General features: G+C 27.1%; 24 protein-coding genes and 2 tRNA genes. 6 read left to right on the top strand and 20 right to left on the bottom strand.

Annotated features, from left to right (window positions below):
• Positions 1-161: 161 nt before the first annotated feature.
• From ACT1UH_RS00990 to recU, 3 genes are read left to right on the top strand one after another with little or no spacing between them, the layout of a single operon-like run.
• Positions 162-1,013, top strand: coding sequence for an MAGa7180 family putative nuclease (locus tag ACT1UH_RS00990; protein ID WP_438340779.1), 852 nt, complete (start codon positions 162-164; stop codon positions 1,011-1,013).
• Positions 1,003-3,129, top strand: coding sequence for a UU173 family protein (locus tag ACT1UH_RS00995; RefSeq protein ID WP_444705099.1), 2,127 nt, complete (start codon positions 1,003-1,005; stop codon positions 3,127-3,129). Before ACT1UH_RS00990 ends, ACT1UH_RS00995 begins: the two co-directional genes overlap by 11 nt.
• Positions 3,130-3,180: 51 nt before the next feature.
• Positions 3,181-3,684: a Holliday junction resolvase RecU gene (recU, locus tag ACT1UH_RS01000; protein WP_438340781.1), complete on the top strand. Its 504-nt coding sequence runs from the start codon at positions 3,181-3,183 to the stop codon at positions 3,682-3,684.
• On the opposite strand, the gene ACT1UH_RS01005 is transcribed toward recU, so the two are convergent.
• The 10 genes from ACT1UH_RS01005 to prfA form a co-directional block, all read right to left on the bottom strand.
• Positions 3,674-3,970 carry an HU family DNA-binding protein gene (locus ACT1UH_RS01005; RefSeq protein ID WP_438340782.1) on the bottom strand — a complete coding sequence of 99 codons (297 nt, stop codon included), beginning with the start codon at positions 3,968-3,970 and terminating at the stop codon, positions 3,674-3,676. The two genes, recU and ACT1UH_RS01005, sit on opposite strands and share 11 nt — an antisense overlap.
• A 29-nt stretch (positions 3,971-3,999) precedes the next feature.
• On the bottom strand, positions 4,000-4,974 hold the full coding sequence (locus ACT1UH_RS01010) for an NAD(P)H-dependent glycerol-3-phosphate dehydrogenase (protein ID WP_438340783.1): 975 nt from the start codon (positions 4,972-4,974) through the stop codon (positions 4,000-4,002).
• 2 nt (positions 4,975-4,976) lie between these two features.
• Positions 4,977-6,293 (bottom strand): ribosome biogenesis GTPase Der, encoded by a 1,317-nt coding sequence (der, locus tag ACT1UH_RS01015; RefSeq protein ID WP_444705100.1) that lies wholly within the window; start codon positions 6,291-6,293, stop codon positions 4,977-4,979.
• On the bottom strand, positions 6,293-6,961 hold the full coding sequence (gene cmk, locus ACT1UH_RS01020; RefSeq protein ID WP_438340785.1) for a (d)CMP kinase: 669 nt from the start codon (positions 6,959-6,961) through the stop codon (positions 6,293-6,295). The genes der and cmk overlap by 1 nt, the downstream gene beginning before the upstream one ends.
• Complete coding sequence (locus ACT1UH_RS01025) at positions 6,961-7,251, bottom strand: hypothetical protein (RefSeq protein WP_444705101.1); 291 nt, start codon at positions 7,249-7,251, stop codon at positions 6,961-6,963. The genes cmk and ACT1UH_RS01025 overlap by 1 nt, the downstream gene beginning before the upstream one ends.
• A 3-nt stretch (positions 7,252-7,254) precedes the next feature.
• Entirely contained in the window at positions 7,255-8,364 is a 1,110-nt protein-coding gene (locus ACT1UH_RS01030; protein WP_438340787.1) for a hypothetical protein, read from the bottom strand.
• 81 nt (positions 8,365-8,445) lie between these two features.
• Entirely contained in the window at positions 8,446-10,287 is a 1,842-nt protein-coding gene (gene topA / locus ACT1UH_RS01035; protein WP_438340788.1) for a type I DNA topoisomerase, read from the bottom strand.
• A 90-nt stretch (positions 10,288-10,377) separates the two neighbouring features.
• A complete protein-coding gene (gene dnaJ, locus ACT1UH_RS01040; protein WP_444705102.1) occupies positions 10,378-11,484 on the bottom strand; it encodes a molecular chaperone DnaJ in 1,107 nt (368 codons plus the stop codon).
• A gap of 35 nt (positions 11,485-11,519) precedes the next feature.
• Positions 11,520-12,230, bottom strand: a complete 711-nt coding sequence (locus ACT1UH_RS01045; RefSeq protein WP_438340790.1) for a peptide chain release factor N(5)-glutamine methyltransferase — start codon at positions 12,228-12,230, stop codon at positions 11,520-11,522.
• Positions 12,230-13,309, bottom strand: coding sequence for a peptide chain release factor 1 (gene prfA, locus ACT1UH_RS01050; protein WP_444705103.1), 1,080 nt, complete (start codon positions 13,307-13,309; stop codon positions 12,230-12,232). Before prfA ends, ACT1UH_RS01045 begins: the two co-directional genes overlap by 1 nt.
• 95 nt (positions 13,310-13,404) lie before the next feature.
• Here prfA and ACT1UH_RS01055 point away from each other — a divergent pair.
• Positions 13,405-13,479 (top strand) — tRNA-Thr (locus ACT1UH_RS01055).
• 101 nt (positions 13,480-13,580) lie between these two features.
• Here the strand turns inward: ACT1UH_RS01055 and ACT1UH_RS01060 are convergent.
• From ACT1UH_RS01060 to ACT1UH_RS01080, 5 genes are all read right to left on the bottom strand, one after another.
• Positions 13,581-13,655, bottom strand: a tRNA-Trp gene (locus tag ACT1UH_RS01060).
• Positions 13,656-13,691: 36 nt separating this feature from the next.
• The gene (locus ACT1UH_RS01065; protein ID WP_444705104.1) at positions 13,692-13,916 is read right to left on the bottom strand and encodes a phosphopantetheine-binding protein; all 225 of its coding nucleotides are present in this window, start codon (positions 13,914-13,916) and stop codon (positions 13,692-13,694) included.
• Positions 13,917-13,924: 8 nt separating this feature from the next.
• On the bottom strand, positions 13,925-14,470 hold the full coding sequence (locus ACT1UH_RS01070; RefSeq protein ID WP_438340793.1) for an MHO_1590 family protein: 546 nt from the start codon (positions 14,468-14,470) through the stop codon (positions 13,925-13,927).
• A complete protein-coding gene (locus ACT1UH_RS01075) occupies positions 14,470-15,603 on the bottom strand; it encodes an MHO_1580 family protein (RefSeq protein ID WP_444705105.1) in 1,134 nt (377 codons plus the stop codon). Before ACT1UH_RS01075 ends, ACT1UH_RS01070 begins: the two co-directional genes overlap by 1 nt.
• Positions 15,587-15,895 (bottom strand): MG284/MPN403 family protein, encoded by a 309-nt coding sequence (locus ACT1UH_RS01080; protein WP_444705106.1) that lies wholly within the window; start codon positions 15,893-15,895, stop codon positions 15,587-15,589. The genes ACT1UH_RS01075 and ACT1UH_RS01080 overlap by 17 nt, the downstream gene beginning before the upstream one ends.
• Positions 15,896-16,019: 124 nt before the next feature.
• On the opposite strand from ACT1UH_RS01080, the gene ACT1UH_RS01085 reads away from it, so the two are divergent.
• Positions 16,020-16,727 (top strand): pseudouridine synthase, encoded by a 708-nt coding sequence (locus ACT1UH_RS01085; protein ID WP_438340796.1) that lies wholly within the window; start codon positions 16,020-16,022, stop codon positions 16,725-16,727.
• A 16-nt stretch (positions 16,728-16,743) separates the two neighbouring features.
• On the opposite strand, the gene ACT1UH_RS01090 is transcribed toward ACT1UH_RS01085, so the two are convergent.
• Genes ACT1UH_RS01090 through efp form a run of 3 tightly spaced genes read right to left on the bottom strand, consistent with a single transcriptional unit; the run spans position 16,744 to position 19,446 of the window.
• Positions 16,744-18,585, bottom strand: coding sequence for a hypothetical protein (locus ACT1UH_RS01090; RefSeq protein ID WP_444705107.1), 1,842 nt, complete (start codon positions 18,583-18,585; stop codon positions 16,744-16,746).
• Positions 18,578-18,889, bottom strand: a complete 312-nt coding sequence (locus ACT1UH_RS01095) for an MMB_0454 family protein (protein ID WP_444705108.1) — start codon at positions 18,887-18,889, stop codon at positions 18,578-18,580. Before ACT1UH_RS01095 ends, ACT1UH_RS01090 begins: the two co-directional genes overlap by 8 nt.
• Positions 18,889-19,446 (bottom strand): elongation factor P, encoded by a 558-nt coding sequence (gene efp, locus ACT1UH_RS01100; protein WP_438340799.1) that lies wholly within the window; start codon positions 19,444-19,446, stop codon positions 18,889-18,891. The genes ACT1UH_RS01095 and efp overlap by 1 nt, the downstream gene beginning before the upstream one ends.
• A 141-nt stretch (positions 19,447-19,587) precedes the next feature.
• On the opposite strand from efp, the gene nadE reads away from it, so the two are divergent.
• Positions 19,588-20,355 carry an NAD(+) synthase gene (gene nadE, locus ACT1UH_RS01105; protein ID WP_444705109.1) on the top strand — a complete coding sequence of 256 codons (768 nt, stop codon included), beginning with the start codon at positions 19,588-19,590 and terminating at the stop codon, positions 20,353-20,355.
• A gap of 147 nt (positions 20,356-20,502) precedes the next feature.
• Here the strand turns inward: nadE and ACT1UH_RS01110 are convergent, their stop codons facing one another.
• Together ACT1UH_RS01110 and ACT1UH_RS01115 are read right to left on the bottom strand one after the other, a co-directional pair.
• The gene (locus ACT1UH_RS01110) at positions 20,503-21,612 is read right to left on the bottom strand and encodes an MHO_1580 family protein (protein WP_444705110.1); all 1,110 of its coding nucleotides are present in this window, start codon (positions 21,610-21,612) and stop codon (positions 20,503-20,505) included.
• A gap of 183 nt (positions 21,613-21,795) precedes the next feature.
• Positions 21,796-22,176, bottom strand: coding sequence for a hypothetical protein (locus tag ACT1UH_RS01115; RefSeq protein ID WP_438340802.1), 381 nt, complete (start codon positions 22,174-22,176; stop codon positions 21,796-21,798).
• Between the last annotated feature and the right edge of the window lie 57 nt (positions 22,177-22,233).

The raw sequence follows: 22,233 nt of genomic DNA on the forward strand, positions 1-22,233 counted from the left end.
AAACATAGCAAGAAAAGCTATGTTTTTAGTTAAATCTATATTATTTCGTTTATTTTTTTAAAAAAATTCAAATATAGTTAACATAATACTTAGTAAAATTAATAAATAATAACTTAAATGTATTTATTTTTATTTTTTTTAAGTATAAGTGAGGTAAATGAATGAATGAAGAAAAGAAAATAATTATTCCCAATCGCTTGCATTATAATGGCAATCAATATGTAGTTGATCACGAAACAAAAACAGTTAAATTAACTGCTGAATACCATAAAAACTTATTATCAAAAAAACCTGGTGAATTTGGCGGTTTTAGAAAAATAACTGGTTCAGCTCTTGGAGATATTTTAAAACTAACTCAGTTTAATAGCCCTTTTGCTGCATTTGCGAGAATAGCTAATTTTAGATTTCCAGTATTGGATCCGAAATATGTAAATGCCGGAGTTATTCTAGAACCTAAAATTCTTGAAAAAATTGAAAAATCATTCAATTTACCTATTCAACGGTTCCCTGCCGAAAAGTTTAACTATGATTATTTCAAAAATAATGTTTTCTTTGGCGGATTACCAGATGGCTATATTGCTGAAAAGAAGATGATTATTGAAATAAAAACCGTCGGAAGCAAAAAACTTGAATCTTGGAAACAAGGTATGATTAATGTTGCTTATTTAAAACAAGCACAATTATATTCGTATTTGATGGGGGCCAAACATTTTGCAATTATTGCTTGTTTTTTAGAAGAAGAAGATTACAAAGATCCTAATTTAGTTGACATAAATAATCGAGTTGTTAAGGGTTGACCTTTTGAGGTAAATGAAGAACAGGTCTTGGATGATATGGCAGCATGCAAAAAATGATATGATAAATACACAAAATTAGGTATTAGTCCTACTTGAAATAATAGTATAGATGTTGATATTGTAAAATATTTAGAATGTAAGAATTATGATGAATGAAAAAAATTATATCTAGAGTGAGTTAATGAAGGCAAGGCTGTGGCAGAGTATGAAAAATAAGGTAAGATATTCATTTAGCGATTTTTTAGTTGCTAATACTACACACCCATGGTTAGTATTTAATAGCATTGATGGCAATTTAGATTCAAGCCATGAAATTTTTGCAGGTAATTTTAATTTTGATTTAGAGGACGATAATGATTCTAGTGTCAACCATGAACTTATTAACTTTTATTTTGATAAAATAGACAATATTTCAAACGAGTTTGCGTCTAAATATTTAGATAAGGAAAAGCAAGACTATATCCAAGAACTCGACACCCTGGAAAAAATAGATTTTTTAAAGGAAACAGTTCGTAATAATCATGAATTAATTAATAACACAGTTGATGAAGATGTATATAAAAATTTAAATTTTCTTTTTTCCATTTTTACGACAGTTAATATTCTTTCCTCGGGCTTAGATACCGTTTATGATCAGGCAATAGATTTTTTAGTTGATTTTTATAAAGAAAGATATCATATAAAGGACGAAGAAATCAAATATATATCATTGAAGCAAAAGCAGGATGATGTATTGGCTGATACAATTAAATCAATAAATGAAAATTATCGCTTGATTATAAACCCAGCCTTTGAATATCAATCTTGTTATGCAAAAGTTGCTTTCTATGATACAAAATTAAAACATTTTGGTGATTTAATTTATTCGCAAAAAACGAATAGAAAAAATCTATTAAAGGCATATTGAAATTATAATATCATCACCAAATCACTAAATAGTGATATTAATGAGATATTTTTGTTAAAACCTAGATATCAAAAGAAAAAGAATGTAAGAAAAAATATCCTAAAGTTCAATCTGTCAAAATATTGTTCTCCAAATAAAGGCGGCGTAGATATTAAACCTAATGATAAAGTCTTATTATCAGAGGATGAAGTTGAAGCTAAATATATTTGTGATCCTAATTTTGCATATACAAAACCAGTAAGATCAAAAAAAACAAATAATTTATCAATCATTGACCATGTTAAAGGTGAATTGATTTCCGCTGGATACGATTTTAATGAGAAAAGATTGGCAAATATTGAAGAGCACACAAAAAATATAAGTGATTATACGTGTTCATTTAAAGAGTTTATTTATTTGATTAATAATAGAGATTCGCTACAAATGGATTGAACTTTAACTAAGGATGATTTCATTGACAATTTTAATTCGAATATTTTCTTTTATAAATTAGTTGAAAAACAGTTCCCTAAATATAAATTTGGAAGCAAAAAAATATTAAAGCTAATTTCCGGTTTAAATAATGATGTTGATTTACTAACAAAGAGAACTGTCAGTGAATTTTATGATAATAATCTTATTTCTATAAATCCAGAAATACAAAGCATTTATGAGTATAATGTAATAACGGATAAGAATGCCAAGATTGCTTGGTTTGATTTTGAAGGTGTAACATTACCTACTCCAATGCTCGATTATTTGCCAGCATGAAATCAGGTAATATATCAAACATCAATTGTAAAGACGCAGAATGATGAAATTTATGAAAGTAATGATTATGTTTATGATCCTTTAACTTTTGATATCAATACATATAAAAAAATTATCGATGATTTATATGACCAAGAAATTTCATATTATATTATTTACAATATAAATTATGAGAAGAGCAGATTACTTGAAATAAAAGAGTCGCTTCATATTTATTGTTTACAAAATAAATTAGACGAGATTCAATTTAATGAATATGCAAAAAAAATCGATTTTATTGTAAACCGTCTTGTTGACATATGCAATTTTTTTTCTGGACGAAAACAGAAAATTTTTGTTGTAGATAGAATGATAAATCTAGGATATATTAATGGATCATATTCAATAAAAAAGATTGAATATTTTGTAACAAATAATAATTTAAATAAACATTTAAAATATAATATCACTCCATATTCAAAACTTAATGTTAAAAATGGTTCGGAGGCGCTAACAATTGCTACGACAAGAGCCCTAAATCTTATTAAGGATAATGAATGAAACCGAAAAATTAAAGATCTAAAAATTTATTGTCATAATGATGTTATGGCAATGTTAATGGCTGCAGAACTGGTTAAGTATTTGTTAAAAAATAAGGACGAATATTTTGAGAATTTTTATAAATACAATAAATAATTAGAGAAAAAACAAGGAAAAATTTTATTGTTTTTTTGTTGTAATTCTAACATGAAAGCTAATTTCAAAAATCGCGGTATGTTATTAGAAACAATCATCAATCAAACGAGAGAGTTTTATTTTAAGAATAGCATTTGTATTATCCATAAGAAGAATCTTGATATTACTTTTAAATCTGTTCAATTGCATGATAAAAAGTTGAAACTAGATAATGCAATAATCAGCAGCAAAAGCTCTGTTGATTATTATGGAATATATAAAGGAAGGTTTTTGGCATTTGAGGCCAAAAGTACTGAATCGGATGTTTTACCTTTTAATAATATTAAACAGCATCAAATTGAATACCTTGATCTTATTAAAAAGCATAATGGTATTGCTTTTTGAATAATTTATTTTAAGCCTAAAAATTTATTTTTGTTAATTGAACATCATATTTTGCAGGAAAAATTTAAAACAAAAAAAGCCCTTCACTATGAAGAAGCCTTGTGTTGAGGAAAAAAATTATCATTATCTTTTCCTGGAATATTGAACATAGTTGAGAATATTACTTTTTAATTTTTTGATATATTTCATCAACTTTTGATTTTAAAACATCTGAAAACTTAAATCTTGGGTCCATTTTTGAAGGAACTTCAATTTCCTCTTTTGTAATGTTATGCTGTTGGGTTTTTGCAGCTACATATTTGGAGGAAAAAACGCCGAAACCTGAAATAGTTATTTGTCTTGAATTAGCTAACTCTTCAATAATGATATCGACAACTTGATCAAAAATTGATTCAACCATTGCTTGTTGAAAGCCCGTTTCTTCCGATGTTTTTTTAATTAATTCTCTCTTTGTCATTATTCAGACTCCTTAATTTAATAAATAGTTTAAACCCTTTTAATTAAGCTATTAATAATAATTTGGGGATTTTCTTTATTATATACTATTTTGTAAATTCCTTCTATTAATGGTAAATTTAGTTTATTTTTAGATATATTTTGATGATAAATATATTTTAGGGCATATAACCCTTCGACGGTTGTTTGGCTATCATCTATTTTATTTTTTAGGAAGTTTAAACCATATTGGTAGTTTCTTGATTTTTCTGATAATCCTGTAAGAATTAAGTCGCCTAAGCCGCATAAATCATATATTGTTTCGGTTTTAGCGCCTAAAAATTTTCCATATTTTACCATTTCTTTTAATCCCATAGTTAATAGCGCTGCCTGTGTATTGGTCGAATATCCCAATGATGCGATTATGCCCGATGCTATTGCTAGTATATTTTTATATATTGAACCTATTTCAGCGCCAATAACATCATCAATAGCCGAAACTGCAAATCAGTCATTTGTGAATATTGTTTTAACTTCATTAGCTTTATTTATATCCTTTGAAACGACATTGACAATTGTTATGTGTTTATTTATTATATCAATAGCAAAGGAAGGACCAATTAATGAAGTTATGCCTTTGATGTTTATGTTATCTTTTGCCATTTCAGCCATTTTGTTATGTACAAAACTGTTTGTATTAGGCCAAAAACCTTTTATTACATTAATAATTGTTACGTCGTTTTTGATTAATTTTATTAATTCTTCAAAAACAGGTGGAATAAATCTTGAAGGTATTGCTATGATGATAAATTCAACATTTTCTATTGCCTTTTCAAGGATTTTTGTTGTTTTGAAATTGGTAATTAATTTATTATCAAAATATTTTTTATTAAAGCCCTTTTCAAGGTCCTGCAATTCATTATCATTGATGCCATAAAATATAACGTCATGTCCGTTTTCGGCTAAAACATTTCCACATGCAGTACCCATTGCCCCGCTACCAAGAATAGCTATTCTTTTTTTCATAATTATTTGTCCTCTTTTTTATTTTTATTTTTTAGTATAAGGGTAATAGGTGTTCCACTGAAATCAAAATTTTGCCTTATTTGGTTTTCTATATATCTTAAATACGTAAAGTGCGCACATTTTTCATCATTTACAAATAATAAAAAAGTTGGAATTTTTCCATCAATTTGTCTTGCAAAGGTTATTGATAATCTTTTACCCTTAATGGGTGAAGCAGGTTTTATCATTTGTGCAGTCATCATTACTGAATTCAATTGATTGGTAACTATTTTTCTAGAAATATTGTTTTTAATTTTAATTATTTCATCTTTTAGTTTGTTTATTCTAACTCTGTTCTTAGCAGATATAAAAACAATAGGTGCTCAATCTACAAATTTTAATTTCTTAGAAAGATTTTTTTTGTAAATATCCATTGTATTGGTATCTTTTTCAATTAAATCTCATTTATTTACAATAATAATTAATGGTTTTTTTAAATCATAGGCAATCCCAATAATATTTTGGCTAAAATGACTAACTTCTTCTGTGGCGTCTAACATTAATAAACATAAATCAGCTTCCTGTATTGAATCTGTGGCTCGCATTAATGCATAGTGCTCGATGCTATTGGATAATTTACTTTTTCTTTTAATACCTGCTGTATCAATAATTTCAAATTCCTCATTTTCAATTTTTATTATTGAAGAGACAGAATCTCTAGTTGTTCCAGCAATATTCGATACAATAGAACGTTCCTCATTGGTAAGGGTGTTAAGTAGCGTGGATTTTCCGACATTAGGCGAGCCTAATATGGTAAGTTTAAAATGATTTGTTTGTTTATCATCATTAAAATTTAGATTTTTAACTATTTCATCTAGCAAATCGCCAACTCCATCGCCATGAATAGCGCTTATTGGAAAAATGCTTTGAAACCCCAATTTATATATTTGATTATCAAAAAATGTTTTTATATTTGATTCTAGCTTATTTAAAACAAGCAAAACTTTTTTGTTTGATTTTCTTAATAAACTAGCGACAAAAAAATCTTCTGATGTGATCGGTTCTCTACCATCAACTATGAAAACGATAATTTCAGATTCATTGATTGCTACTTCTGCTTGTTTTTTAATTTGCTCTTTAAAGTCTTCGTTTTCTTGTGTTATTCCTCCGGTATCAATAATATTAAAATCATATCCAGACCATTTTGCGCTATGATAAATTCTATCTCTAGTAACTCCAGGAGTATCATAAACAATTGATTTTCTTTTATCAATTATTTTGTTAAAAAGAGTTGATTTTCCGACATTAGGCTTTCCTATTAACGCTATTGTATTTTTCATTAGTTTAACCTCTTCTTAACCTCTTTTAGCATTACTAAAAAGTTTTCATCCACACTCATATTTGTCGAGTCAATCCTTATACTGCCTTCACTTTCTATTAATGGATCTATATCACGGTTTGTATCATTTTCATCTCTTATTTTAATTGATTCTAAAATCTCATCATATTGGGACTCTATACCAAGTAAATTATTTTGTTTTAAACGACGATGAGCTCTAACTTCTGGTGTGGCTCATAAGAAGAATTTTGCTTCTGCATCTGGAAGAATACGGTAAGTAGCATCTCTTCCATCGACAATTATTCCCTTTTCTTGTGCGCCTTTTTTTTGAATGAATGTGTTAACTTTTAAACGTACAGATTGATATTTGGCAATTTCTGATGCATACAAAGAAACTCTATCCTCACGAATTTTTAGAGTAATATCTTCTCCTCTTAGAAAAATTTTTTCATCTTTTGTTATGAATAAGTCCTCAAAATTTCATGCTTTATTAATTTCTGATTCGTTATTAGAATCAATGCCATTTAATATAGCATTATATGCAATAGCACGATATAAATTTCCGCTACTTATAAAAATATAATTTAACTCACTAGCTAGCATTCTGGCCATTACAGTTTTGCCTACGCCGCTAGGTCCATCTATTGCGATATTAATTTTATTTTTCATTACTTATTTTCCTTCCTAAAGTCTTTTATGAGTTTTTCTAGTTGTTTATCAGTTTTTAGTTTGATAGGTTTAAATTTTTCTTGGATTGGTTGTTTTTTTAGCAAATAGATTAAATTTTTGATTAATAGTGTGATATCATCAGATTGATTATTATTTAATTTATTAAGCAAATCGTTTTGGTCGATGTCAAGGTTGTATTTTTGTGCCACTTTAATTAGTTTTATTGCGACTTGATGATCGCTTTTGATGATGGCCTTTAAATTGTTATAATTTTCCTTATCCTTACTCATATTTTAAACATCCAAGGTGAAAATTTTTATTTCATTATTGCTTTTAATTTTTTTGTTATTAATATTAACAAACTGATATTTGATGGTCAATTCATTAACACCTTTTTTCGGATTTCATAAAACATATTGGTCATTATCTTTTTCTTTAAACGGAACAATTTTAAAAGTTTTCTTTGGATATATGTCTTGTGCAGCATTAGTTTCATTTATCGCCTTAACAAATCATGAAAAAATTTCTTCTTGAAAATTATTGGCCTTGAAGATTTTATCTACTTCCTGTTTTAAGTTATTAATTTTAATTTTTAAATCTTCTAATTCCTGCATTTCTAAAGGAGTTTTTGATTCTTTTTCATTAATATCTTTTCGTTTTTCTTCATATTTCAGAATTTTTTCTTTAATTTTTTTGTTTATCTCATCATATTTGCTTACAATCTTTTCGGCTTCTTTTTTAATTTTTGGTCATTCTTTTGAAAATTCTGTGCCTTGATGTGTTTTTAAGGTATTTGATAAAAAAGTTACAACTTGGCTTGATTTATAATAGTATTTTGATTCAGGAGTGGATTTTATTTTATTTGTTTCAAAAACTCCACTTGCATATTCATAATTTAAAAAAACTTCATAATGAATTCTAAGGTCAAAAGGGTTATTTTGAATTCTTTCAACATCTGTAAAATGAAAATCTAAAAACTTTGATTTTTCAAAATCGAGGATAATATTAATTTTGTTTTTTAAAAATTTATCCGCGTCAAATGGTTTTGGCCGATTATTGAGGATTTTTCTTTGTTCAAAAGTAAGTTTGCTCTTGTTCATTTTAATAATATCTTTATAAGTGTTATCAAAATCTTTAGTTCGGATTTCTGCAAGTTTTTGTTGATTTTTAAAATCTTCATACAAATTCTTAGCTTGCAACGATCCTATGATATTTTTTTCTAAGAGAATTTCCTTGGCTTTATTATTGAATTTATCAATTGACCAAAATTCTTTTTGAATTGTTTGACTATTTTTAACAATATAATATATAGCACCTGCTACTGCAGATAGCGTGACAGTTGGTATTACAAAAAGTGTTCAAAAGTCTGATTTTCCCCTAGCTTTCTTTTGCCTATTTTTCATGATTAATATTTTACATATTAATATTTTTTTTAAATAAAATAAAAATAAAATACATAGTATTTTACGAACTTATGTATTTTATTATTTTTTTGCTTTTTTTCTTCTGTAGAATTTTTTTACAGGATTATCAATGTTCTTAATAAAATTGCATTTAGGGAAAGCAGAGCAACCAATAAATTTTTGTTTAGTTAGTTTTGTATAGCGATAAACGAGTTCTGCATTGCATAAAGGGCAGCTTTCATTTGGTTTAGCTGGCTCCAAAATAGTAACATTTAATTGATCCTTTATATCTTCATAGCGTTCATTGAAACTATCTCAGAATTTTTTCATTAAAGTTTTGTATTCTTCTTTTCCTTCTGAAATTAAGTCTAATTTTTCCTCAACCTTAGCTGTATATTCTTCATTAATAGTTCTTGGGAAACTTGTTAAAAGTTTTTCAAGAACAACCTTTCCGAATTCTGTGGGTACTAGATGTCCGTCAATTGGTTCAACAAATATTCTTTGTTTTAATACTTTTATTGTTGAAGCAAATGTTGAAGGCCTTCCAACTTTAATATCATCAAGTTTTTTAATTAATGAACCTTCACTATAACGTGCAGGCGGCAATGTTTTTTTGTCCTCTTTAATAAAATCTTTTGCCTTGATGATATCGCCAATTTTAATATTTGGAATATTAATTAATGACTCTTTGCCTGAATAAATATAATAACCGTCAAAAAGTATTCTACTATACGACATTCTAAAATTATTGTTCCCGTTATGTAAATTAAATCTTACAATTTCTTTTTCAGGACAGCTCATTAGTGACATTATTGTTTTATCATAAATCATCTTATATATTTCAAAATCGATATTGTTAAGATTATACTTTTGTAATGCTAATTCTGGTGTTAATTCAATGTATGTGGGTCTAATTGCTTCGTGAGCATCTTGAGCGCCAGAAAAACCTTTTATTTCTTTAGCTACATATTGGCTACCATATTGTTCAGTTATGTATTTACGAGCTTTTTTAACAAATGTTTCACTTAATCTAGTTGAATCAGTTCTGGGGTATGAAATTAACCCGTTTTCAAAAAGTTTTTGGGCTGATGATTGCACTGCCTGGGAATTGTGTTTTGCTTCCTTGTATAAAACTGATTGTTTAAAAGGTGTATAAGCTGATTCCTTGCGTTTAGAAACATTGATGTCATCAACAATTAGTTCATAGTTGCTATTTAATAATTCAAAAAGTATTTTTTCACCTTGTTCATTGGTTAACCAAGTATTATCTTCATATTTTTTGTCTTTTTTTAAGTACAAAGGAATGTTGACATCATTATCTATAATTGCTTCAATTTTTGAATAAATTATTGGATCAAATGTTTCAATTTCGCGCTCACGATCACAAACTAGTTTTAAAGCAATGGATTGCACTCTTCCTGCCGAAGGGTTAGTAGGAGCATTTTTTACTTTTTGCATCATTAATTGTGATAGTCTAAAGCCTATAATTCTATCTAGCATCCTTCTTGACTTTTGTGCTCTTACAAGGTTTTCGTCTATTTCAGAAGGATTTTCAACTGCTAATTTTATTGCTTCATCTGTAATTTCATTATATCTTATTCTTTTGTATTTATCTTTTAATTTTAAGGTTGAAATTAGATTACTTGCTATTGCTTCGCCTTCGCGATCGGGGTCAGTTGCAATTAGAACTTCGCTAGCATTTTTAGTTGCTTTTTTTAAATCTGAAATGGTTGACTTTTTCATTGGATCAGGAATCATCTCTGGTTCTCAATTTTCGAAATCTATTCCAAGATTATTTGTGCCCGATGTTGCCATTTTTAAAATATGCCCTGAACTAGCAATAACTTTAATTTGATCACCAACAATTTTTTGAATTGTTTTAATTTTATTTGGTGATTCGACAATCATTATTTTTTCTGACATAAGCTAAGCCTCTCTTCTGAGTAAAATATTTTAAAATGTTATCAAAAATAATAGCACAATTTTATTTTAAAAAACGAATTAAAAAAACGATTAGAATTTTTTTAATCATTCTTCTCGTTTTGTATCACTTGTATTTTTAAATATTTCCTTAATTTGAGAATTATCGCTCTTGCTTAATTTAGGAACATATAAATCAAATTTAATGAATAAATCGCCCTTGGAACTAGAATTTTTATATGGGTATCCGCAATTTTTGATTTTAAATGGTTCATTTATTTTAATGCTATGGTCTAACTTAATTTTTTTTGTTCCGTATGGTGTTGGAACATTAATTTCCTCTTCGAGTAATAAGCTCTTAATTGATAAAGGCATTTCAATGTAAAGATCATTATTTATTTTTTTGTATTTTTTGCTAGGTTTAATAGCGAATACTATATATAAATCTCCAATATTATTTCCGTTTGATGAAGGTTTCCCAAAGCCAACAATTCTAATTGTATCCCCATCCTCAATCCCTACCGGAATATTTATCTTTTGAATAGTCTTTGAATTTACTGTTTTTTTGCCGTGGCATTGATGGCATATCTTATTTATTTTCTTGCCCAATCCTAAACATACTGGACATGGCTTTATGGTAGTAAATATTGCAACTCTTTGTTGTATTTTTCCAGAACCATGGCAATTATTACATAAAATTACATCAGAAGGGGTGTCTGCACCGCTGCCCTTACAATGACCGCAAACATCATATTTATCTAGGTTAAGATCAATTGTTTTTCCATATAGTGCATCTTCAAAATCAATGTTTAATATTAGTTGTAGATCTTGACCTCTTTGATGGTTTGATTCATCAAAATTTGAAAATGATCCAAAAATATCCCCAAAGATATCAGCACCAGAAAAACCTCCGCCAAAACCCTCAAAAAAACTACGGAAAATATCATCCGAATCCCCGAATTGATATCCATTAGCATCAAAGGCGTTATGACCAAATTTATCATATTTTGCTCTTTTATTTGTGTCTGATAAAATTTCATATGCTTCTGATATTTCTTTAAATTTTTCTTCAGCATCAGCATTTTTGTTTTTGTCTGGATGATATTGCATTGCCAATTTACGGTAGGCAGCTTTGATTTCCTTTTCGGTCGCACTTTTATTTATGCCTAAAACTTCATAATAGTCTCTTTTATTCATCATAATAATAAAATTTTAGCACATTTTTAATTAGAGTGCTATTTTTTAAGGTCATCATATTTTAGAATTGCAATTCTAAAATTTTTATTAATATCTTTTTTAAATGTAACATTAGAATATTCCTTTTCAATTCATTCTTTGGCATAATCATCAATTTCAAGAATTAAGTAACCATTATTTTTTAAGAAATTCGGTGCCTCTTTTGTAATTTTTTTATAAAAAAATAATCCATTATCCTTGGCAAATAGCGCTTGCTTTGGTTCTCATTTTAAAGAAGAAGAAAATAAATGTTTCTTATTTAAATAGGGTGGGTTGGAGATAATTAAATCAAATTTTTTGTTTATTTTTTTAAATAAATTACTTCTTATAATATTGTATTTTGATAGATTATTAATTTTTGCATTTAATTTAGTTTGTTTGATTGCTTGTCTTGAAATATCTGATAATGTTACATTACATCCTATATTTTTGCAAATAGCAAGACCAATAAAACCTGAACCGCAGCATAAATCTAGGACATCAGAATATTTGCTAATGTAATTATATGATTCGATGATAACCTCTTCTGTTTCGTATCGTGGAATTAATACATTATATCTAATATCGATATGGATATTTTGCATTGTTTGATATCCGATAATTTTTTGTACCGGATAGTCCTTTTTTAATAATTTTTCTTCCTTTTTTGAAACAAAAAGAGGTAGCTCATATCTTCTTTTTTCTTGTAGCAATACCTCTTTTTTAATCATTATAAACCTGCTTCTTTTATTTTGTGAGCTTTTTCATCAGCAATTAGCGCCTCAATAATTTTTTTCAAATCACCTTCCATAACTATTTTTAAGGAAGTTGAAAACCCGATTCTATGATCTGTAACCCGATCTTGTGGATAGTTGTAAGTTCTAATTTTTTCACTTCTTTCTCCGGTACCCGCAAGTTTTCGAAGTCCACTTTCTTCTTCTTCGCGCTTTTGAACTTCTAGTTCATAAAGTCTACTTTTTAATACTTTTAAAGCAGTTTCTTTATTTTGGATTTGACTTCTTTCATCCTGTGACGTAACTACTATTCCAGATGGTTTGTGTGTAATTCTAACTGCAGAGTCCGTTGTGTTAACTGACTGGCCTCCTGCTCCTGAAGATCTAAACACATCAATCTCGATTTCATCAGGCTTAATTTCGATATGAACGTCATCATCTACTTCAGGTAAAACCGTAACTGTCGCTGTTGAAGTATGAACTCTTCCCTGTGTTTCAGTTAATGGTACTCTTTGGACTCGATGAACTCCTCTTTCAAATTTCATTTTTGAAAACACTTTTTCACCCTTTATACTAAAAACTATCTGACTATATCCACCTGCTGAACCGTATGTGTAATCAATAATTTTTATTTTAAATCCCATTTCTTCACAAAATTTTTGGTACATTCTAAACAAATCACCTGAAAAAATATTGGCCTCATCGCCGCCAGCAGCCCCGCGAATTTCCACAATAACATCTCTTTCATCGTTTTCATCGACTGGCAATAGTAATTCTTTTATTGTTTCTTCAAGTTCGTGCATCTGTTCTATTTGTCTATTAATATCATTTCTTGCTAATTCAATCAATTCAGCATCTTTTTCATTGTTAATAATATCTTTTGATAATAAGTATAGTTCTTCAATATCTTGGTATTTTTTGAATGATACATAGATATCTTCAATGCTTGCTTTTTCTTTAGATATTTTTGTGTATTGTTTGATGTTGTTATAGATTTCAGGATCGTTTAGTTTTTGCTCTAATTCCAGGAATTGCTTCTTTATTGAGCATAGAGATTCATACATTGTTTTTTCCATAGTAATAAAAGTATATTTTAAATTACTATAATTTGCGTCAAATTTATTAAAAATAATATGCATTTTTTTATATAATTATTAGCGTATTAAATATTGCCGTCATAGCTCAGGGGCAGAGCACTTCCATGGTAAGGAAGGGGTCGCTGGTTCAATTCCAGTTGACGGCACCATATGTTTAATTGCCAAAAGCCAATTCAATTGGCTTTTATTTTGCTTTTTGTAGAAAAATAGAACAACCTTAGTTGTTCTATTAAAACATTTATTAATGATATGGCACGGGTAGCAAGACTCGAACTCACAACACACGGGGTTGAAGCCCGTTGTTCTACCATTGAACTATACCCGTATAAGAAACGCTCATAGAATATTATACATTTTTTTTCTATTTTGTATATTTTTGCTCTATTATGTAAATAATATCACCAATGGTTTTTAATTTTATTAGTTCTTCGTCTTTTATTTCTATTTTTAGTTTTAGTTCAATATCTGAAACTAATAGAACCAGATCTAAACTATCGATATCAAGATCCTTAATTAATGTTTCGTTATTAAAAATTTTTTTTGTATGTTTTTTAAGTTCGTTAAATACTAATTCTTTAAAATTCATAAATATTATTATAACTTATTTGTATTTATCTTGTATGTTACAACACTTTTTTCTTTTTCACTGCTCCATTTAAAAGTTATTAACAAATTTTGGTCATCAATTTGTTTGTAAGCATATTCAACTTCGCCTTCAGTTACAAGCATTCTATTTATGATGTCTTTTATGATATAAACTATCATGTCTTCATCAATTCAAGCCTGCCCGTTTCTATAGTTTAATTTGTCATAATAGTCACTGCTCTTTATATTAGGGAAAACATCATTTCAATTAATATTTTTCTTTTCCTGTGGTTCTATGTATGAATCTTCTTTATGGTCATTTTGTTCTAATTCATTCTCTTTATTTTTTAAATCTTTTTGTTGCTGGCTTTTTTTAATTGATAGTTTATTAGTTTTGTCGTTTAATTTTTCTTTTTGAATAGTATCGACTTGGCTACTTTCTTTTTCTTTGTTTTTTTGTTGTAATACTACAAATGCTGTCGCCAACCCAGCACAACCACCAATCGCTATTGTTAATGATGTTCATAATAATAATTTTTTACTTTTTTCACTCATTATTTACCTCCTATTTGTTCTATTGATTGCAAAGAGTTTGCCATTTTGATTACGTCCGCAAAATTATCGTATTTAATTTTGTGCCATTTTTCATCTGTAAGTCAACCTTTAATTGATCTTGTATTCATTCTTATTAATCCATTGTTGATATCAAAAAAAGGTTTTTCAATTTCCTGCGAATAACTCATTTTGAAGGACTTTAAATTTTTGCCTATATCAAGGTTAATTTCATAACCATATGTTCCCTTGTATTTTAATGGTATTAGAATCCCTAATTTTGCATTAAGGTTTTGATTATTTACCATAACAGTATCTGAAAATTTATCATAATAAGAATATGTATCTATAACTAAGTCTGCATTATTAAAATTATGATAGCTAAGCTTAGTATCATACTTATTTTTTGCGTAGTCATAAATGTTTGCAGATGAAAATGTTAAATCATAAATATCGCTATTATCTAGAATGTATTCTTCATTAGTCTCTTGATCACTTTTGGCAATTTTTAGTGATAATAGTTTGATGTTATGAATTCCTTGTTTTAAATTGTTGGTATTAAAGAATAAATTCAAATATTTTGTTTTGAATTTATGGTTAATTATGTTCTTATTAATGCGGTCTGGTAGTGATTTTATTTCAATTTCACTTAATACATTTATGGCCTTCGTATTATTTAGATTTATATTTTTAGATCTTGGATTGTTTTTAATTCAATAGGTAAATGCTTTTGCTTGATATCATAAATTTTTCACCTTATATTCAATTTCAAAATTGATATTTGCTATGTCATTAAATTCCAATTTATTTTTAGAATCATTATCACTATTATAAGTTAGTATAAAATGCCCACTATTATATTCATATTTTGGCTTGAATTCTATTATTTTATTATTAATTAGTCCATTAACTCTTATGGCCTCTATTTCTTTTAATGGATTTTTATGCTCAAATGTAATAATGAATTTATCACTTCTTATAATGCGTCTGATTTTAATTGTGGTTAATTCATTGAAACTATTTCAGTTTTCTAAATATTTTCTTTGTTTTGCATTTATGATATATTCTTCCATTCACTGTTCTTGCTTATTTTCTAATGAATGAAGTTTGGGGGTTTCATTAAAAGCAATAAACATAATCTATAAATAGGTCTACTAAATAATTTAATTTTTTATAATAAGCATTTTTAGATCAGTTTTCAAGATATCACGACGAATCACTATCTACTGTAATAAAATCATTAATGAAGATTTTTTTATAGTCCTCACTTAGCGAACTTATGAAAAAATCTAACAATCCTACATTCTTAGTATCTTTCATGTTGTTTTGTATTCTTTTAAGTTTTTGATTTAGGCAAAAATCAATTATAAAAGCTCGTTTTCTTTGCAAACTCATACTTTTAAGATTTTTAATTTTGTTTTCCAACATTTTTCCTCCTGCTTTAATTAAATTAGATAAATCAAAAAGATAAATAAAAAAGAAACTATGAACACAAAATATTTATAATATAAATATATTTTTTTTAACGTGTTATTTGAAGGGTTTGTTAATTATGGAAAACAAGGTTAAATTGCAAAAAATGATTTCGGATTTTGGTTTTTGTTCGCGACGCGAGGCCGAAAAAATGATTATGCAAAAAAGAGTATTAGTTGATGGTCAAGTTGCAAAAATTGGTCAGAGAGTTGATGCTGAGGCTGTTATTAAAATAGATGGCGAGATCATCGAAAGAAGTGATAAAAAATTTTATATATTACTTAACAAACCTCGAAACACCATTTGCACTTTAAGAGATCCGCAGGGTAGAAAAACTATTTATGAGTGAATGGGAATGGATAAATATTGCTATTCAATTGGAAGGCTTGATTTTAATACAACAGGAGTAATAATTATTTCTAACGATGGCAATTTTGCTAATATTTTGGCCCATCCTTCATCTAATATAGAAAGAGAATACATTGCAACATTGGAAAAGCCAATGAGTGAAAAAGATTTAAATTTTTTAAACTCTAATTTTGTAAAACTTAATGGTGTTTTTTCTAAACAAACAATAAAACATATTAAAGATTTAACCTACTCTATCGTTCTTAAAGAAGGTAGAAATCATCATGTGAAAAATCTTTTTTTATTAGTTAATAATTTTGTTAAAAAATTACACAGAAAAAGATATGGAGTTATTACAGATGATGGTTTAAGAGTTGGAGAACATAGGCATATTACGGCCTCTGAGTTGGAATGGTTTAAAAAAATTAAAAAAAGCTAGGTAGATATATAAGAACCTAGCTTTTGTTATTAATGATTAATTTTATATTTTTTTCAATATAATTAAAATCTGATTTAATTTTGTTGTTTGAGTTATTTATGTTGAGGTTATATTTAGCATATTTCATTCAACCTTCAGAAATATCTTTTGTGAATGTTATAGCCGTTTTTTTATCATAATTTAATTTTGCAATATTTTCATCATTTGATATTGAAATTAAATTCAAGTTATGCTTATTAGCAATTTTGAATGCAATCTGGAGATCGTTGCCTTTGGCTAAAAGGCTATATTTTGAATCATTTTTTAGTACATGATAAGACCCTGATAGAAATTTGTATTTTGAAGTTTTTTCACAATTTCAATTGCTATGAAAATTGGCTATAATGATTACGGGACCATTAAATTTATTAAGGTAATATTCAATAGAGCCCATCAATTCATTAAGATCGCCAGGATATAAAATTTTTATATTAGGAATTTGCAATAAAATACCTATTTGTTCCTCATTTTGGTAATAAATATTAGAGTTTTCAACAGAATTTAAGTCATTTTTTAGAATATATAATACCTTTAGGTTATCACTAACAGATTTTTTGATTCCTTGAATTAACTTGTCTGTATTTGATAAGGAATCAATTATTATTGGTTTAAAATTTGAGTGTCCAAATATACCATTTGCAATTAAACTCATTGCCTCGTTTTTTAATCCTAATAGTAAAGAACGGCCATCTTTGTTGTTAAAATCAAAAACTCCGTTAGTTGATTTAATTCTTGTTATTGGATCTAGCGAAGAAGAAAGTAGGAAAGCGTTTTTGTATTTATCAAATATATTATTTAAGATAACAACCATATTAGAGTAGATATCGCCTGAATTTGATATAAAGTTATCATTTACATTTTCTTTTAGATCTTCTCCCAAGAATTCAATTAATTTATCTGAAGCAGTTCATTTATTAAATAAATCGTTATTATAATTAATAACTTTCTTATACTCATCTACCACTTCTTGATATTTCTCAAAAAAGTCACCACGCTTGAAGTTAGTTGTTTCTTTGAATTCCTCAATTTCATCTACTGTTAAATAATATTTATTATTGTAGTAGTTGTTAAAATTATTAACTGCTAATTCAACAATTGAACTTTTGATTTCAATAAGTGTTGGTTTTTTTGATTTCTTAGCTTTCGATATTGCGTTTGCAATAGATTTGTAATTAGCATCCTTTAAAATAATATAATTAAATCCATATGATTCATATGTTTTTCTAATGTCATTACTATTCTTTTTAGAATTAAAGTTGTTTAATAATGTGTTTGAATCATATAGCACAATTAGTTTATTTAGTTTGATTGATCCTGCATATTGTAGAGCTTCAGTCGCAATGCTTGTTTCTAGATCTTTGCTTGAAGCGAAAACATATGTAAAGTGATTTATTTCAGAAAAATTACTTGATAGAAAGGCCTCAGCAACCGCAATACCAACAGCCTCTGCAATACCGCAACCATGTTTGCCTGATGAAAAGTCAATACCAAGTTTGTTATTGCGTTTTAAATAGTTATGATATTTGCAACTTGGTTTATTAATGCTTTCAATTTCTTCCTTCGTAATAAGATTCATTAAATATAAAATTGTGTAATAGGTGGTATTTACATCCGGACACGAAAGAATGAATCTATCTCTAGATATTCACTGGGGATTATTTATATCAAATTTATAATGAAAAGCAAAGAGTGCATGAAAAATCTTTGCAGCGCTAATATTAATTGCTACATTTGGATTTTTAGTATTTGCTATCTGGGCTAATGAATTAATTTTTATATTATCAATAGCTAAATTATTAATTCTTCTATTTTTAAACATTTTCAATTCCTTCAAAAACAATGTTAATATTGTTTGGTCTAACATTGATTAATGAATAAATTCTTTGTTCAAGCATGAATATTGTGTTCTTAGTTTCGAATGATAATATAGCTTCTTTTTTTAACTTGTAAGAAATAAAAATCTCAATATTATTTGTGCTATTTTTTATATTAATAATAGGTTTTTTTGTAAGAATTATTGAGTCTTGAGACTCAAAAAATTGATTTATTGCTTGATAAATAACATGTTCTTCAACCTTGAAGTCAAAATTCATTCTTGTGTTGACTGAGATAAAATTGCTCATTATGCTCTTCCTACATATTTACCAGTTTCAGTTGAAACCAAAATTGTTTCTCCTTCTTTGATGAATAGAGGAGTTTCGACTACATAACCGGTTTCCAAAGTAACTTTCTTTTGGGCGGCTTGAGCCGTGTTTCCTTTAACTGCATCTGGTGCTTCTGTTACTACTAATCCAACATTAGCTGGTAATTCAATATCCAAAACTTCTGATTCATATTTTCTAACAATAACTTTCATACCTTCTTTTAAAAAATTGACTTCTCATTTTATTGTTGATACAGGTATTTCTATTTGTTCGAATGTTTCTTGGTCCATTAGCACAATGTTATCTCCTGCATTGTATAGATAGTCCATTGATACCTTATCAATCATTGCTTTTTCTACTTTTTCACCACCAGTAAAAGATTTTACAGTTATCGATCCGGTTCTTAGATCTTTTGCCTTTGCTTTAACATTGGCTTGGCCTCTTCCTTGTTTTGAGTGTTGTGCTTCTAAAACAACATAAATATTACCGTCTAATTTAAAGGTTACACCCGGTTTTAGGTCATTAACATTTATCATAATTTAACTCCTTAAAATATTGTTTATTAATTATATTTGCTTTATATTGTTATAATAAAAATATCTAAATTATAAATTAATAAATTAATATTAATTTAAAAACATTTATAAAATCTAAATTTTAATAATAGAATAATTACTATGAAAAAAAATGAATTAAATAATTATAATGATAAAAAAAACTTAAACAATAAATACTTGATAATGATTAAAAAAATTCAAAATTGGATAAGAAATAAGGTGAAAAAAGCTAATGCTAGTGGGGTTGTCCTTGGGATTTCTGGCGGCATTGATAGTTCAACCTTGGCAATTATTAGTTATCAAGTTTTTAAAAAAGATGCTCATTTTTATTATTTAAAAACAAGGGTAGATGATATTAATGAAATACACATCAAGAAGTTAAATTTAGTTGTTGAAAATAAGATTGAAACGATTGATTTAACAAAAGAATTTAACGATTTTTCTGATAAGTTTAATTTAAAGGAGGATTGAATAAAAGCCAACACTAAATCACGATATTTTATGAATGTTTTATATACCAAAGCACAACAAAATAACTCATTGGTATTGGGTACAGACAATTTTGATGAATATTATTTAGGATATTTTACCAAATGAGGTGATGGTGGTTGCGATTTATTACCATTTGCAAATATATTTAAATCTGATATTTATGAAATGGCTAAACTATTAAATACACCAACAGAAATTTTGGATAAGAGGCCTTCTGCTAATTTGCTTAATGATCAATATGATGAAGATGAACTTGGCTTTTCATATGATGATTTCGAAAAATATATTATGGATAACGCTTTAATAAGTAGTGATATTTCAACTAAAATTGAGTATTTTCATAAAAAAACAAGCCATAAAAGAAAGTTAATTCCAAGAGGCCCAAAGTTTAAATAAAATTTATTTTTTTATAACTACATTGAAATTATTAATTTTTAATTAATGAATGTTATATATAAATTTTTTTAAATTTAGTTAATATATAGGCATAATGTTAAATTAAAATTTAGGTCTTTATTAATTCGGACCTAAATTTTAAAAAATTTATGAAGTTTTTATGTGTTTTTTTCAATTTGAATAATATAAATTTTGATATTCATCAGTTGTCTTTACAACTTGACAAAAAAGCTTGATTAATCCCTCGTTGGAATCAAAAAGTTTTTTGTCAAAATGGTCATAATATTTAATTTTGCTAACATTATTTATGATGTTTTGATTTAGTTGAAATTCTAATTTAACATTACCTTTAAATGTTGGCGAAATATGATAGCCTATAAGTCCGTCTGTTTTGGAACTGATAAATTCTTTCTTTTTATTATTTCAACTATTTTTATTATTTATATAGTAATCTATTGTGTGCTTGAACTTGTTTATTTCGGTTTTTCTTGATATTAATTCAGCAGTAATAAATCTATTGCCTTCTTCAATAGAGATACTATTTAAAAATTCTAACTGATATTGCCTTTTAGGAATGTAATATTGATCTGGACTCTTTAATTCAATTGTTTGTTGCATTGCTTTTTCTAAAAAATTATTTTGTTTTAGGTTAAAAAACTTCATATTGTAAATTAGGCTATTAGCATAAGCAACATTATTTTCGAAAATGTTTGTATATTCCCCAGTCTCGCCATCGAAGGTAATTTTTATAGATTCAATTAGCTCAAACTTCAAATCTTTTTCTTTAACATTAATATTATTAAAATCAACAACATTATTTTCTATTTTGAAATTAATAACAAAAGAAAGCTTGTTATAAAAATTAGCTCTTCACCTGTTATAAAAACTAACCTTTAATTCCTTTAAATCTTCGAATTTTATTTCGCTTTTGTCTACATATTTTGAAATGCGAAATTTTATCCGTTCATTTTCTAATTTCTCTAGATCTTGCACTTCAAGATCCTTATTATTTAATTGCAAAATTTTAATTCTTGAATTCTCATATGCTGATTTAGGAATCGTGAATTCAATAATTCATGTATTCTCTTTTAGGTTTCTTAAAATTAATATTTCACATTTTTGATCTTTTGTAAGTCCGATGTCTAAATTTCATCTATCTTCGACATTGTATGTTCCGACAGTTGCACTAATTTTCTCTTTATATTCAACAACTTCTTTTTGGTGTTCAATGTTTGAATAATTATAAATTGGTAGCATTAAATCCTCTCTATGCCTCTCTCATGGGCATAATAAGTACACCATTATTTTTTACTTTATGCTAATAAATGAAACTTTTGAAATCTTTTATTACATAAAAAAATATTTTGTTCTCATTTTTTGCCAAAATAAATAAAAGCCATATTTGCTATCTTTGCAAATAAGCTTTATTTGACTATTTTATTAATCGAATAAACATCAATATAATAAACTTTCGATAAATTTTAATCTTCGATAGAATGTGGATTTTGATATATTGAAGGTTTTTCAAGTTATGTTGCTTAGATCATCTTTGAATAAAATTGTTAGTAATATTGAACGGTCCAATTGACTTAGACTTTTAATTAGTTTTATAACTAATTGTTTCGATCCGCTCGTAATTTCTAATCTTTGCAATCTAAGTTCTTCAAAATTTGCAATTTTTTTGGATAATTCCAGTTCAAGTCTAGTAATGTCTAATTCTAATCTAAAACTGCCATTTTCATTTTTTAAACCCACAAAATCCTTTAATAGTTTTAATAATATTGGTCTTATAATAAGGATATTTTTAAATCTTTGTCTCATTTTTTACCTTTCACCATTATTTTAATATTTTTTTTAGGAATTATAGGAATCTATGAA

Source organism: Mycoplasma sp. 332 (assembly GCF_052378275.1).
Classification (GTDB): Bacteria; Bacillota_I; Bacilli_A; order Mycoplasmatales; family Metamycoplasmataceae; genus Metamycoplasma.